This window comes from Stenotrophomonas sp. Nf1 (assembly GCF_003028475.1).
Taxonomy (GTDB): domain Bacteria; phylum Pseudomonadota; class Gammaproteobacteria; order Xanthomonadales; family Xanthomonadaceae; genus Stenotrophomonas.
Genome location: NZ_PYTV01000005.1, coordinates 31,060 through 45,200, shown reverse-complemented (window position 1 = coordinate 45,200; position 14,141 = coordinate 31,060). Strand labels below are relative to the sequence as shown.

Genomic DNA, 14,141 nt, shown 5'->3' with positions numbered 1-14,141 from the left:
CCCGAGCACGCGCATTCCTGCAAAAGAAAGAGGGCGGACCTTGCGGCCCGCCCTCCTCGTGTTGCTACCGCACTTCGATGGATCAGAAGCGCTGGGTGTACTTCATGTACAGGAAGCGACCCACATCGAAGCCGCCGTAGTAGGCGAAGCTCGAGTTCGGGGCCGAGTACTGCAGCGGACCCTTGTGGTCGAACAGGTTGTTCGCACCGACTGCGATGGTCGCATCCCACGGCGCCTTCCAGCTGACCTGCAGGTCGTGGAAGGTGTTGGAGCCGGTGTGACGCAGCGGATCGCTTTCGCCGTTGGCCATGTGGTTCGGCGCATCGCACCAGCCATCAGCCAGCGAGATGCAGCTTTCCTTCATGCCGGAGTAGTAGCGCGCGGTGTAGTTCACACCGAAGTCGCCGTACTGCCAGTTGACACCCAGGTTCGAACGGACGCGGAACAGGCCCGGCTCGCCAACGCGGCCGATCATGATGTTCTGGCCGGCGCTGTTCTGGCCTGCTTCGTCGTACTTGGAGGTGTAGCTGGTGGTCCAGTCGATGCTGAACTGACCGATGGCCAGTTCCGGCAGACGGTACTTGACGCCCAGGTCGTAACCTTCGGTCTTCATCTTGCCGAGGTTGGCGGTACCGTAGGTGATCGCACTGACGTGGCCGTCAGCCGCACGGGTCACGCTCGAGCAGCGCTCGGAGTTGCCCAGCACGTAGCAGTCACGCAGGATGCGGTCGACGCTGTCAGCGATGATCATGTCGCTGATTTCGTACTTGTACCAATCCAGCGACAGGTCCAGGCCCTGCACCCAACGCGGGCTCCACACCAGACCGAAGGTGGTGCTCTTGGAGGTTTCCGGCTTCAGGTTCGGGTTGGCACCGGAGACGAACTGGTCACCGGACTGGCACGGCAGGGTCGAGCACGGCAGGTTGCCCTGGCCCAGCTGCACGTAGTTGGCCGGAGCGCCAGCGGCGGTGCACGCGGCATTGCCGGCAACGCTGCCCGGAGCCTTCACGCCGCACGGATCGATGTACGACTCGAAGCTCGAGCTCAGGCCACCGTACAGGTCGCTGATGGTCGGAGCACGGAAGCCCTCGGCGTAGGTACCGCGGACCAGCAGTTCATCCAGCGGACGCCAGGTCAGGCCGAACTTGCTGTTGGTGGTGCCACCGAAGTTGCTGTAGTCCGAATAACGGCTGGCAACGTTCAGGGTCAGTTCCTTGGCGAAGGCCATGTCGGCCAGCAGCGGCACGTTCAGTTCGAGGTAGACCTCGTTCAGATCGTACTCACCACGGGTCGGCTTCTGGCCCAGGCCGGTGGACTGACCCGACTGCGCGAAGGCGTCCGGCACGTAGCTGCCTTCTTCCTTGCGGTGCTCGACACCCAGGGCGAAGCCCAGGTCGCCGGCCGGCAGGGTGACGATGGCGCCCGACAGGTTGGCGGTGAAGCTGGTGGTCTTGGTCAGGCCACGGGTGGTGAAGGTCGGGAACAGGAAGTCCTGCAGTTCCTTGTTCGCCAGCGAACCGGCGCCATCCACGCCGTACGGCAGCAGCGGGTTCCACGGACGGCAATCGCCCAGGATCGGCTTGGCGGCGGTGCCGCAACGGGCAACGCCGCTGGCATCGATGAACGACGGACCCATCGCCTGGTTGGCGCTGATCAGGCTCATGTCACCGCGGTTGGTCTTGATCGACTCGTTGCGGTTCCACAGCGCGCCGACATCCCAATCAAAGGTCTTGCCGCCCAGCTCGAAGAAGCCGGTGATGGTCGGAGCGAAGCGCAGGGTCTTCAGCTGGCTGTCGGTGGTGCGCGGCACTTCCCACAGGCGGCGACGGACGTTGACGTCCTGGCCGACCGGGTTGAAGGCGCTGTCAGCCGAGAGCGGCGCGTCCCATGCGGTGGACTGGAACGGATAGCCGGCGATCTGCTGGAACGTCTGACGCTCGTTGTAGAGCAGGTCGGTGTTCAGGCTGATCGAATCGGTGAAGTCGTAGGTACCGTTGATGTAGACCGACTTGCGCTTCACACCGGTCAGCAGGGTCATCTGCTCGTTCGAGTTGGCGAACTCGTCCGAGGTGATGGTGTGGTAGTCGTTCGGGTTCTTCGGGTTGCCGCCGGCGTTCAGGGTCTTCCAGACCGCCTTCTTGGAGTCGCTGCAATCGACCTGGGTCGGGTTGCACCAGCTGCCGTTCTGGCTGATCGGGCTCCAGGTGGCCGAGGTCGAGTTCGGACCCAGCGAGCCGTCACGGCTGTACCAGCGGTCCTTGGCCCACACCGGGTCCTGCTTGGAGTACTCGGCCGACAGAGTCAGGCTGCCGCGCTCGCCGCGGGCACCGAGGGTCATCGAGTAGGTTTCGGTGTCGCCGTCGCCCTTGCCGTACTGGCCGACGTAGACATTGGCTTCGCCGCCGTCGAAGTTCTTGCGGGTGATCACGTTGACCACGCCGGCAATGGCGTCGGAACCGTAGATCGACGAAGCGCCGTCCTTCAGGATCTCGATGCGCTCAACGGCCGACATCGGGATCTGGCTCAGGTCCTGCAGGCCCGAGGTCGAAGCGCCCAGGCGCTTGCCGTTCATCAGCACCAGGGTGCGCTCGGCGCCCAGGTTGCGGATGTCGACGTAGTAGCCGCCCACGTTCTCGCCCGAAGCCAGCGATTCCGAACGCGAGATGGCCGGGGAGCCGGCCGAGGTCAGGTTGTTCAGCACGTCGGCGACGCTCGAGAAGCCCTGCTTTTCCAGGGATTCACGGGTCATCGTCAGGATCGGCTGCTGGGTTTCCACCGAGGCGCCGCGGATGCGCGAGCCGGTGACCGAAATGCGGTCCAGATCGGTGGTGCCCTTTGCTTCCTGGGCGGAAGCAAAGGCCGGCGCCAGCGCCAGCGCAATGCCGGCCGGCAGCAAGCCGAACCGCACTGCGGGATTACGAACGTTCATCAATCTCTCCAAGGTACGTGTTAGCAGCGTGTTAAAACACCCCAGCACGTTACGATTGCGTTGCAGCGCTGTATTTGCGCGAACCAACCAGAGACTTTGCAGATTGTGGCGGGAGCAAGCCGCCGTTCTCCCTGAAGCGCGATGCAGACTGGCCGTAGCGGGCGCGGAACGCACGCGCGAAGCTGCAGCAGTTGTCGAAACCGCTGGCGGCAGCGACCTCGCCGACCATCATGTCGGTGTCACGCAGCAGATCGGCGGCGCGCTCAAGGCGCAACCGTGCCGAAAGCGACTGCGGGCTTTCCTCGTACAGGCTCTGGAACGTCTTGGAGAGATACCAGCTGGAGAAGTTGGTCAGCTCGGCCAGTTCGCCGATGCGTACCACGCGGTGGCTGTTGCCCTCCAGGTACAGGCGGGCGCGCTGCATGCGGCCGAACACCTGCCGCTTGCGGCTGCGCGAGCGCCCCGGGCAACGCTGCACGTTGTCGGCCAGGCCACGCTGCAGGCCAGCCAGATGCAGCAGCAACGGGCGCAGTGCCTGTGCCGGCATGCCGCTGGCCAGCGCATCGCGCCACAGCCGCAGCGCCACGCGGGCATCACTGCGGTTCATGCGACCGCGACCGGCATACAGGCCGCAGTCGGCCATCTCGGCCAGCACCCGAAGCGCCTCGACGTTCAGGTTCAGGCCGATGCACAGCCCATTGCGACCAGCCTGCACCAACGGACGTGATTCCTTCTCGAAGGCGATCCACTCGCCCTGGCGCAGGCGGAAGCGTCCCTCCTTGGCCTCCACCCACGAACTGCCCCGCACCTGCATCCAGACAGTGAAGCTGGTGCCGGCGGTCTGCAGGCTGCCCAGCCGGGCCACGCCCAGGCAGGTCGGCGCAGCATCGTCGAGCGCGCGGTCCAGGGAGACGGTTTGGCCACGATCGGCCAGCGAGAGTTGACGCATGGGGGCACCACGGATTTGCCTAGCACAGGCCTCCGTTTTGCCAAATCAGGCGGGTCCGCGTCAGGAAAGTCGGACGAGATCGCCACGAATTCGCGACGAGATCGCGACGAAGAAATTACGAAGGCCCATTTCCCTTGAACAACAACAACTTGGAGAACGCAGGAAACAGCGCCGGAGCACGTTCGGGCAAACGCATCACGCCGATGTCGGCGCCGTCACTGACCGCCATTGCCACGAACAGGTCATGTCCGTCAGCGCTGGCGCTGAGCCCATTGCCTGCGCTGAGCCGCTGCGTGTCCAGGCAGTGCTCGGGCTGCTCGTGACCGGCCTGGATCCGTATCAACGTGGTGCCACAGGCAGTGGACGTGCCGAGATAGCCGATCGCATTGCTGCCGGCCACCGTCCAGGCCCGGTAGCGCCAGCGGCTGGGCCGGTCATCACTGATCTGCTGCACGCTGGCGGGCGACAACGCCGCATCGGCCGACCACAGGCCACTGGCGGCCAGGCGGGTGAACAGCACCCGTCCGGTGCTGCGGTCGAAGCGCGCCTGCGAAACGCCATCGACACTGCCCAGGCGGCGCCATGGCTGCACGCTGCGGTCGTACAGGCTCAGCCGTATGCGCTGGTCGGCATCGCGTTCGACCACCAGCAGCTGCTCCGGCGTCGCGCCATACAGGGCCTGCAGCGGCTGCTCGCCGGGCACCGGCAACGGCTGCAGGCGTTCATCGCGCGGAGCAATCTCGTAGACCACGGTCCTGCCGTGCTCATCGCGGCCCACCACCAGCAACTGGCGGCTGTCGGCCGACCAGTCCGGCGCCTGCCGCGCTTCCGGACGCAGCCCTTCGATCGGTCGCAGCGAGTCGGGGCGCTGCATGTCGGCCCACCACAGGGCGAAGCTGCCGGAACGATCGGAGGTGAACACCAGCTGGCGCCCATCCGGTGCCGCCATCGGCTGGCCATCGCGGCCGCTGGAGGCGAACAGGCGTTCGGGTTCGCCATTGCCCTGCATCGGCACCTTGAACACGCCGAACTGCGCGCGGCGGTGAACGAAGGCGAGCATGCCGCCACGGCGCGACACGGCCGGCCACTGCGCGTCGTCCAGGCCCGCATCGCGCAGCGTGCGGCGCTCCACATCCAGGTAATAGAGCCGGGCTTCGCTGTCGACGCGGCGGCCAAACACGATGGTGCGGCCATCGTCCAGCCAGGCCCACCCGCGCAGCTCGGCCGCTTCGTTGGTGAGGCGCTCGGGTGTTCCGCCATTGGCCGGCACGCGCCACAGATCGCCCAGCTGCGGGTTGCGCACGAACACCAGCCACTGCCCGTCCGGCGAATAGCGTGGCGCGTAGTCGAAATCATCCTGGTCCACGCCGTAGTCCAGCGCGCGCCACTGCCCGCTGCCGAGGTCCAGCACGCGGATGCCGCGATGCGCATAGCGCCCGACCATGCTGCCGAACACCAGGCCGCGGCCATCGGGCGTCCAGTCGAAGCTGAGCAGTTCGGTGCCATCGCAGCGCGTGGCCTGGCGCAGTGCGCCACCGGTGGCGCTGGCGACCAGCACCTGGCAGCCGCCATCGGCGGAGAACCGCGCAAAGGCGATCTCACGCCCGTCCGGCGACCAGTTCGGGAAACGATCGACCGCGCCGGCCGGCGGCACCAGCAGCTGGCGTGCGGGCGCATTGCCCGAGGTCTGCACCTTGATCGCACCGCCGCCGTTGCCGTCTTCGTTGGCGCCTTCGTAGGCCACCAGCGAGCCGTCGGGCGACAGCGTGGGATAGGTTTCAAAGCCACTTGTCGCGGTGATCAGCCGATAGGGACGCTGCGGGCTGCCGATCACCCGCGTGCCGTTCTCCACGGCGGCATCCACCGGCGAACTGCTGGCCGGCGTGCGCCGCAACAGCAGCGCGGTCATTACCACCAGCGCCACCAGCATCACCACGCCCAGCGCCAGCAGCACACGACGACGCACATGGCGCCAGCGGCGGCGCGACACCTCTGCCGGCATGGCAGCGGCGGCGATCACCGGCGGCGCGTCCTCCGCCTCGTCGTCAGCCAGCGCAGGCGCCGGCGTCTGGACGTCGTCCAGCACCTGCACCGGCATCAGCAGGCGATAGCCGGTCTTGGCGATGGTCTCGATGTAGGCCTGGCCGTTGTCTTCGTCGTGGCTGAACGCCTTGCGCAGCTGGGTAACGGCCTGGGTCAGCACGTCGTTGGTCGGCAGCGTGTCCGGCCACACCTCGGCGAACAGTTCATCGCGGGTGACCACACGGCCCGGTTGCCGCAGCAGCACGCGCAGTACGCCCAGCGCCTTCGGCGTGAGCCGACGCGGCCGGCGTGCGCCGACCACCTCAACCTCACGCGAGGACAAGGTGACGATGCACTCGCCTATCCGGATCCGATCGAATCCGGGGGGCTGGATTTCGCTGCTGTTCATTTTCTGCTACACAGTAGAGACAGGTTCCGGGCAGCGTTTGCCTTTGAAACCGCCCCGTTCCGGGAACAGCGAAAAGCCAGACTCCGCACAAAGCATCGGCGCATACCGCAAAAACAATTGAGCGCGCGAATACTAGCCTATGCCGGTTACCTCGCCTATCGCGTGGTCGACATCAGGCTCTCTCTCGCCGACGCATTCACATAATTTGCAGCACCATTCGCGCCCTTTTGGGCGCGAAATTTTTATCTGGCGTTCATTTTCAGACACGCCTCAGCATGGTCAGTCCGACCAGTCGCGAAACCACCAAAGCTACGTACATCACGCCTGAAAACTGCTCCAGCATGACCAGCGCGCGGGCCTGTGGATGCAGCGGCACGACATCGCTCAACCCCACTCCAGACAACAAGCTGAAGCTCAGATAAAGCAACTCCATCCAGCTGCGCTGCGGACCCTCGCTGGCGCCGTGGAAGCTGCCCGGGTACCACTGCTGGCAGACCGAAAACGCAAACGCAAAGGCCCAGGCCAACAGGGTGAAGGTGGCCCCGGCGGCGAACAGTTCATCGCGGGTGACCTTGTGGTCCTGCAGCATGTAGGCAATCAGCGCACCTGCCGTATAGAAATACAGCAGGCTTTCCAGCAGCTGTGCGGTGGTCACCAGCGCGCTGCGCTCCAGCAGCGCCCCCGCCAACGAAAACACCACGGCGGGGATCGCCAGCAGCAGGGCCAGCCAGCTTCCCAACGGGCTGCGCTGCACCACCCACAGCGCCAGGCCCAGCACCGCCATGCCGAACATGCCCAGCGCGGCACGTCCGCCGGCGGTGTCGTCCAGCGCCGGATACAACACCACCGCCAGCAGCTGCGCCGCCAGCAGCCATGCCGAGGGGTGGCGGCGGGCAATGGCCAGCCAACGCGTGGTCACGGCAACAGGCATGGCGTCCTTTCCTCTGGCAACGATGGGCCGAGCATAGCGGTGACCGGCGTGAGGAACGGTCATGCCGGCCCGCGGCCGGCACGACCGGCCACGCGTCAGCCCTGGTGGTAGACCTCGGCGCCCGAAGCGCGGAACTCGGCGGACTTTTCCTTCATGCCGGCCTCGGCGTAGTCGCGCACATCCTGGGTGATCTTCATCGAGCAGAAGTGCGGTCCGCACATCGAACAGAAGTGGGCCAGCTTGTGCGCATCCTTGGGCAGGGTCTCGTCATGGAACTCCTTGGCCTTTTCCGGATCCAGGCCGAGGTGGAACTGATCCTCCCAACGGAACTCGAAACGTGCCTTGCTCAGGGCGTTGTCGCGCACCTGTGCGCCCGGGTGGCCCTTGGCCAGATCCGCCGCGTGCGCGGCAATGCGGTAGGCCATGATGCCGTCGCGCACGTCCTGGCGGTTGGGCAGGCCCAGGTGCTCCTTCGGCGTGACGTAGCAGAGCATGGCGGTGCCGAACCAGCCGATCATCGCTGCACCGATCGCACTGGTGATGTGGTCATAGCCGGGCGCGATATCGGTGGTCAGTGGACCGAGCGTGTAGAACGGCGCCTCGCCGCACTCGCGCAGCTGCTTGTCCATGTTCTCCTTGATCAGCTGCATCGGCACGTGGCCAGGGCCTTCGATCATGGTCTGCACATCGTGCTTCCAGGCGATCTTCGTCAGCTCGCCCAGTGTTTCCAGTTCACCGAACTGCGCTGCATCGTTGGCATCGGCGATACACCCCGGACGCAGGCCATCGCCCAGCGAGAAGGTCACGTCGTAAGCCTTCATGATTTCGCAGATCTCTTCGAAGTGCGTGTAGAGGAAATTCTCCTTGTGGTGCGCCAGGCACCACTTGGCCATGATCGAACCGCCGCGGCTGACGATGCCGGTTACCCGCTTGGCGGTGAGCGGCACATAGCGCAGCAGCACGCCGGCGTGGATGGTGAAGTAGTCCACGCCCTGCTCGGCCTGCTCGATCAGGGTGTCGCGGAAGATTTCCCAGGTCAGCGCTTCGGCGCGGCCATCGACCTTCTCCAGCGCCTGGTAGATCGGCACGGTGCCGATCGCCACCGGCGAGTTGCGGATGATCCATTCGCGCGTTTCGTGGATGTGCTTGCCGGTGGACAGGTCCATCACCGTGTCGCCGCCCCAGCGGATCGCCCACACCAGCTTCTCAACTTCCTCGGCGATGCCGGAAGACACCGCGCTGTTGCCGATGTTGGCGTTGATCTTGGTGAGGAAGTTGCGGCCGATGATCATCGGCTCGCTTTCCGGATGGTTGATGTTGTTGGGCAGTACCGCGCGGCCGCGTGCGATCTCGTCACGCACGAATTCGGGGGTGATGATTGTCTGGATCGACGCCCCGAAGGCCTCGCCCGGGTGCTGCTGCAGCAGGCCGGCATCACGGATCGCGTCCAGGCGCTGGTTCTCGCGGATGGCGACGAACTCCATTTCCGGCGTGATGATGCCGCGCCGCGCGTAGTGCATCTGGGTGACGTTGGCGCCGGCACGCGCACGGCGCGGCAGGCTGCGCGCGGGGAAACGCACCGCGTCGAGCTTCGGGTCATGCTCGCGGTCGCGGCCGAACGAAGAGCTCAGGCCATCGAGCTGTTCGGTATCACCGCGCTCCTCCACCCAGCCACGGCGCAACGCAGGCAGGCCGGTCGACAGGTCGATGGGCACCTCCGGATCGGTGTACGGGCCCGAGGTGTCGTAGACAGTGACCGGTGCATTCTCTTCGCCGCCGAACAGCGTCGGCGTGCGGGTCAACGCAATCTCGCGCATCGGCACCTGCAGGTCCGGGCGCGAGCCGGGCACGTGGATCTTGCGCGAACCGGGGATGGGCCGGGTCACCGATTCGGAGAGTTGCTGGGCCTGTTGCTGCAGGGCGGAGAGCTGTGCGTTCATCGGGCATCGTCCAGGAAGGTCAGGGACGAAGCGGCGGCGCACTGCGCCCGCGCGCGGGCGGTCCTTGGGCGGAGTCCGGGCACGGCTGCACTGCAAAGCTTCCCTACGCCGGTATGAGCCGGATCAGGTTCCAAGGGACTGTCTCAACCGTGGCCACAAGGCCCGGTACCCCCGCTTCTTGGTGCGCATTAGAGCATAGACCGCCCGACTCCGGGGTCAGATCCGCTTTCCTGCAGAAAGCGGATCTGACCCCAATCGCCATTCGTTAACAGAACCATGACGTCGCGTTCAGTAACGTGCACGCCCATCGCGTCGCTGCGACCGATGTATCCCCGCCGCCTTCGCGGCCCCTGCCCGGCTCGTGCTGCATGCCGCCGGCCCTTCGCTGCAAGCTCTGCTCGCTCCCCTCAATCCCCTTGATCGGAGAAGCTCCTTCATGGTGTTTCGCGTTTCCATCGCACTGGTACTTCTGCTGGTGCTGCTGGCCGGCATCGCGCCCGGCCCCTTCAATACCGTTGTGCAATCCATGCTGGCGGAGGTCATCCGCAGTGTCGGCTGGCTGTACCTGCTGGTGGTGTTCCTGGCACTGGTGTTCCTGATGTACCTGGCCTTCGGCCGCTTCGGCAACCTGCGCATCGGCGGCGAAGACGCCGAACCCGAATTCTCGCGTGCCAGCTGGATGTCGATGCTGTTCGCCGCCGGCATGGGCATCGGCCTGGTGTTCTGGGGTGCGGCCGAACCGATCTCGCATTTCAGCAAGCCGCCCGAAGGCATCGCTCCGCAAAGCCTGGATGCGGCGCGGGCATCGATGCGCTATGCGTTCTTCCACTGGGGCCTGCACCCCTGGGCGATCTACGCGCTGATCGGCCTGGCGATGGCGTGGTTCCAGTTCAACCGCAACGGGCGCGGCCTGGTCAGTGACATGCTGCAGCCGATCATCGGCCGCCACCATCGCGGCTGGATCGGTCGCGTGGTCAACATCGCCGCGGTGGTCGCCACTGCGATCGGTGTCGCCACCACGCTGGGCTTCGGCACCATCCAGATCGCCGCCGGCATCGAGCGGGTGTTCGGCGTGCACGCTACCGTGGCGGTGCAGATGACCATCATCGCCATCGCGTTCGTGCTGTACATGGCCTCCACCGCCAGCGGCGTGGAGCGCGGGGTGAAATGGCTGTCCAACTTCAACCTGGCATTGGCTGCGCTGCTGGCGGCGACCCTGCTGGTGCTGGGGCCGACCGGCTTCATCTTCGATACGTTCACCACCACGCTGGGGTCCTACCTCAACCAGCTGGTGACGATGAGCCTGCGCATGTCGCCGTTCTCGGGCAGCACCTGGGTGGCCGACTGGACGATCTTCTACTGGGCCTGGTGGATTTCGTGGGCGCCGTTCGTGGGCTCGTTCATCGCGCGCATCTCGCGCGGCCGCAGCGTGCGCGAGTTCGTGATCGGGGTGGTGCTGGCGCCAACGCTGCTGGGCTTCTTCTGGTTCGCGGTGTTCGGCGGCACTGCGCTGTGGGCACAGATCTTCGGCCACGCCGACCTGGTGCAGGCACTGGACAATGGCTACGAGACGGTGCTGTTCACCTTGTTCGACAGCATGCCGTTGCCGCTGCTGCTGTCGTGCATCGCGCTGGTGCTGCTGATGATCTTCTTTGTGACTTCGGCTGATTCGGCGGTGCTGGTGCTGGCCAGCATGTCCACCGACGAGGCCGGCGATCCGCCGCTGAAGCGCAAGCTGGCCTGGGGCATCGCGGTGGCCCTGATTGCAGCGGCGCTGTTGCTGGCCGGTGGCCTGGACGCGCTGCAGGGCATGATCACGATCGCGGCGTTGCCGTTTGCGCTGCTGATGGTGCTGGTGATGGTGTCGCTGTACCGGGTGCTGGACCAGGAGTACACGCGCGAGCGGCGACAGGCGCAGCGCCAGCGGCACATGATCGATGCGTGGATCGCACGCGAGATGGCGGCGCAGGAAGAAACGCAGGCGGAGGCCGCTCGCGCGCAGGATCAGGATTGAGGGGGTTTTGCAGCCTGCGGCTGCACCGCTTTTTTCAGGCAAGTGCAAGTGCAGGAGCCAAAGCCGCTCTGGGTTTCTGCTGGTTGGGCGGGGCGGTGTGGGTTGGCAGGACACGCCGTAAACCCGTCCATGGGGGCTCGATGGCGCCATCCATGGCGCCAACGGTCCTGCCAACCCACACCGCCCCACCCCCGACAGATTCCCGGTGACGGTGGGTCCATCCACGCCATGCGTGGATGAGGTGTATCGGAAAACACGAAGGGGTCGGATCCGTTTTCCTTCGGAAAACGGATCCGACCCCAACCCACAGCGCGCGGCTGTTGCTGTTGCCTTTGCTTTTGATCTTCTTCTTTCTCTTCCTGCGGTGGCGGCCGCAGGAAACTGTCAGGGGCCGGGCGGGTGGGCTGGGCGGGGGTGTCAGCCGCATGGATGCGGCTGCCAAGCCTCCATGGACGGATTCACGGCGTCCCCCGACCAGCCCACCCGCCCGGCCCAATCACATGATCCCGCTTTCCGGAACCCACCGCAGAGGGGGCTCAGCCCGGTGGCCCGGAAACCTCAGTAGCCCGCCGCCTGACCATCCTTGCGGCTCTCCGACGCGCCGTAATACACGCCCGTCTCCGGATCGCGCATGATCGCCTGATACCCACCATACGGACCGTCGGCGAACACAATGCGATGCCCCTTGCGCATCAGCGCACGCACCGTCTCATAGGGGAAGCCGGTCTCCAGGTTCACTTCGCCACCATCGGTCATCGCCGTGGCCTGCCCGGTCGGCTCGGTGGAACCTTCATGCTGGATGCGCGGTGCATCGCCGGCTTCCTGCAGGTTCATGCCGAAATCCACCAGGTTCATCACGATCTGCGCATGACCCTGCGGCTGCATCGCGCCGCCCATCACGCCGAAGCTGGCATACGGCTTGCCGCCCTTGGTGATGAACGCCGGGATGATGGTCTGGAACGGGCGCTTGCCCGGTGCGTAGCCGTTGGGATGGTTCTTCTGCAGCACGAACATCTCGCCACGATCCTGCAGGATGAAGCCCAGCCCGGGCGGTGCCATGCCGCTGCCCATGCCGCGGTAGTTGGACTGGATCAGCGAGACCATCATGCCGTCGGCGTCGGCCACGGTCATGTAGATGGTGTCGCCCTCCTCCAGCTGCTTCGGCGTGCCCGGCTGCACTTCCTTCAGGGCCTTGTCCATCGAGATCAGCGCGCGGCGCTGCGCGGCGTATTCCTTGGAAATCAGTTTCTGCACCGGCGCCGGCTGGAACGCCATGTCGGCGTAGAAGCGCGCTCGATCGGCGAAGGCCAGCTTCTTCGCTTCCACGAACAGGTGCACATGCTCGGGTGAGCCGAATGGAATCTTCGAGAAGTCGTAGCCTTCCAGCACATTGAGGATCTGCAGCGCGGCGATGCCCTGGCTGTTCGGTGGCAGTTCCCACACATCGTAGCCACGGTAGTTGCTGCTGACCGGCTCCACCCACTCACCGTGGTGGTCGGCCATGTCCTGGTAACTCAGATAGCCACCATTGGCCTTGAAATAGTCGCCGATGGTGTGGGCGATGTCGCCCTTGTAGAAGGCGTCGCGGCCGCCGTCGGCGATCTTCTGCAGGGTGCTGGCCAGGTTCGGGTTCTTCCACATCTCGCCCTTGCGCGGGGCGTGGCCGTTGAGGGTGAACTGCTCCTTGAAACCCGGGTACTGCGAGAGCTTGGGCACCGAGCGGTCCCAGTAGTAGGCGATCACTTCGGCGACCGGGTGGCCTTCGCGGGCGTAACGGATGGCAGGGGCCAGGTTGTCGGCCATCGGCTTGCGGCCGAAGCGGTCGTGCAGGGCGAACCAGCCATCGACCGCGCCGGGCACCGACACCGGCAGCGGGCCGGTGGCCGGGATCTCCTTCAGGCCACGGCGCTGGAACTCGGCCAGGGTCAGCGACTTCGGCGAGCGGCCCGAGCCGTTGTAGCCGTAGAGCTTCTGCGTTTTCGGGTCCCACACGATGGCGAACAGGTCGCCGCCGATGCCATTGCCGGTCGGCTCCATCAGGCCCAGCGCGGCGTTGGCGGCGATCGCTGCGTCGACCGCCGAGCCACCGCCCTTCATCACGTCCAGTGCGATCTGGGTGGCCAGCGGCTGCGAGGTGGCGGCCATCGCATGCGGGGCGATCACCTCCGAGCGGGTGGCGAAGGTGTGGCCGGTGATGCGGTCTGCGGCCAAGGACAGCGCCGGCAGGGCAACGAGCACGGCAGCGGCGAGCAGGGAACGGGCAAGGCGACGGGACACGGCGGGTTCCGATGGAAGGGTGGTCCCCGATCTTCGCCGCTGCGGCCGCCACGCGGTATCGGGCAGAGGTCATGGGCGAGGGTCTTTCGCTGGATACGGATCAAGGTCCGCACCCACCCAGGCGAAAACCACCCGGAATCCGCGCAAAAAGTACCCGGGAAAGACTGAATTCGGGTTCACCGAAACAATTTCAGCGGCAACCATCCTTGTGCCGCAAGCGATTGCGCTGGATGCACGCGAAACCGTAAAAATTTCTTCGACAAGGGTTGACACCGCCGAAATGGCTGTGTTTCTCTCGATCACATGTTGCATCACAACACGCCACCGCGAATCCACACCGAAGCCGCCGACACCGGCGCCGCCTCGCTGCGTTCGATTCTTGTGCTCGTACTTATTACCCAACCTACAGGTGCGGGACGAGCCAGCGTGTAAGCAACAAACACACCGGAACTCATCAAAAACCCGCACCCGCCCCGGTGCGGGTTTTTTCATTTCAGGACCTGGTTTCAGACGCAACCACCATGCACACCGCCCCTCGCAAAACCCGGACCCACACCGCCACGATGCCTCGTGGTGCCTGTGCCTGTGCGATGCGCGGCGCCTCCTCCACCGCTTTCCCCTGACCGGCCGGCACGTCACCTCGACGACCGGCCGTTCTTTTTTCTTCCCA

7 protein-coding genes and 1 riboswitch are annotated in these 14,141 nt (G+C 65.5%); of the genes, 1 reads left to right on the top strand and 6 read right to left on the bottom strand.

What is annotated here, in order from left to right; all coding sequences use genetic code 11:
* Positions 1–82: 82 nt before the first annotated feature.
* The 5 genes from C9412_RS10695 to thiC all read right to left on the bottom strand — a co-directional run bounded on the left by C9412_RS10695 (position 83) and on the right by thiC (position 9,180).
* Complete coding sequence (locus C9412_RS10695) at positions 83–2,929, bottom strand: TonB-dependent receptor (RefSeq protein ID WP_107231604.1); 2,847 nt, start codon at positions 2,927–2,929, stop codon at positions 83–85.
* Between the two features lie 49 nt (positions 2,930–2,978).
* Positions 2,979–3,878 carry a helix-turn-helix transcriptional regulator gene (locus C9412_RS10690; protein ID WP_107231603.1) on the bottom strand — a complete coding sequence of 300 codons (900 nt, stop codon included), beginning with the start codon at positions 3,876–3,878 and terminating at the stop codon, positions 2,979–2,981.
* A gap of 115 nt (positions 3,879–3,993) precedes the next feature.
* Entirely contained in the window at positions 3,994–6,309 is a 2,316-nt protein-coding gene (locus tag C9412_RS10685; RefSeq protein ID WP_107231602.1) for a winged helix-turn-helix domain-containing protein, read from the bottom strand.
* 259 nt (positions 6,310–6,568) lie between these two features.
* Positions 6,569–7,240, bottom strand: a complete 672-nt coding sequence (locus tag C9412_RS10680) for an ion channel (RefSeq protein WP_107231601.1) — start codon at positions 7,238–7,240, stop codon at positions 6,569–6,571.
* Positions 7,241–7,335: 95 nt separating this feature from the next.
* Entirely contained in the window at positions 7,336–9,180 is a 1,845-nt protein-coding gene (gene thiC / locus C9412_RS10675) for a phosphomethylpyrimidine synthase ThiC (protein WP_107231600.1), read from the bottom strand.
* A gap of 82 nt (positions 9,181–9,262) precedes the next feature.
* Positions 9,263–9,363: riboswitch (TPP riboswitch) on the bottom strand.
* A gap of 253 nt (positions 9,364–9,616) precedes the next feature.
* On the opposite strand from thiC, the gene C9412_RS10670 reads away from it, so the two are divergent.
* Positions 9,617–11,194, top strand: a complete 1,578-nt coding sequence (locus C9412_RS10670; protein WP_107231599.1) for a BCCT family transporter — start codon at positions 9,617–9,619, stop codon at positions 11,192–11,194.
* Between the two features lie 558 nt (positions 11,195–11,752).
* On the opposite strand, the gene ggt is transcribed toward C9412_RS10670, so the two are convergent.
* Complete coding sequence (gene ggt / locus C9412_RS10665) at positions 11,753–13,471, bottom strand: gamma-glutamyltransferase (protein WP_107231598.1); 1,719 nt, start codon at positions 13,469–13,471, stop codon at positions 11,753–11,755.
* Between the last annotated feature and the right edge of the window lie 670 nt (positions 13,472–14,141).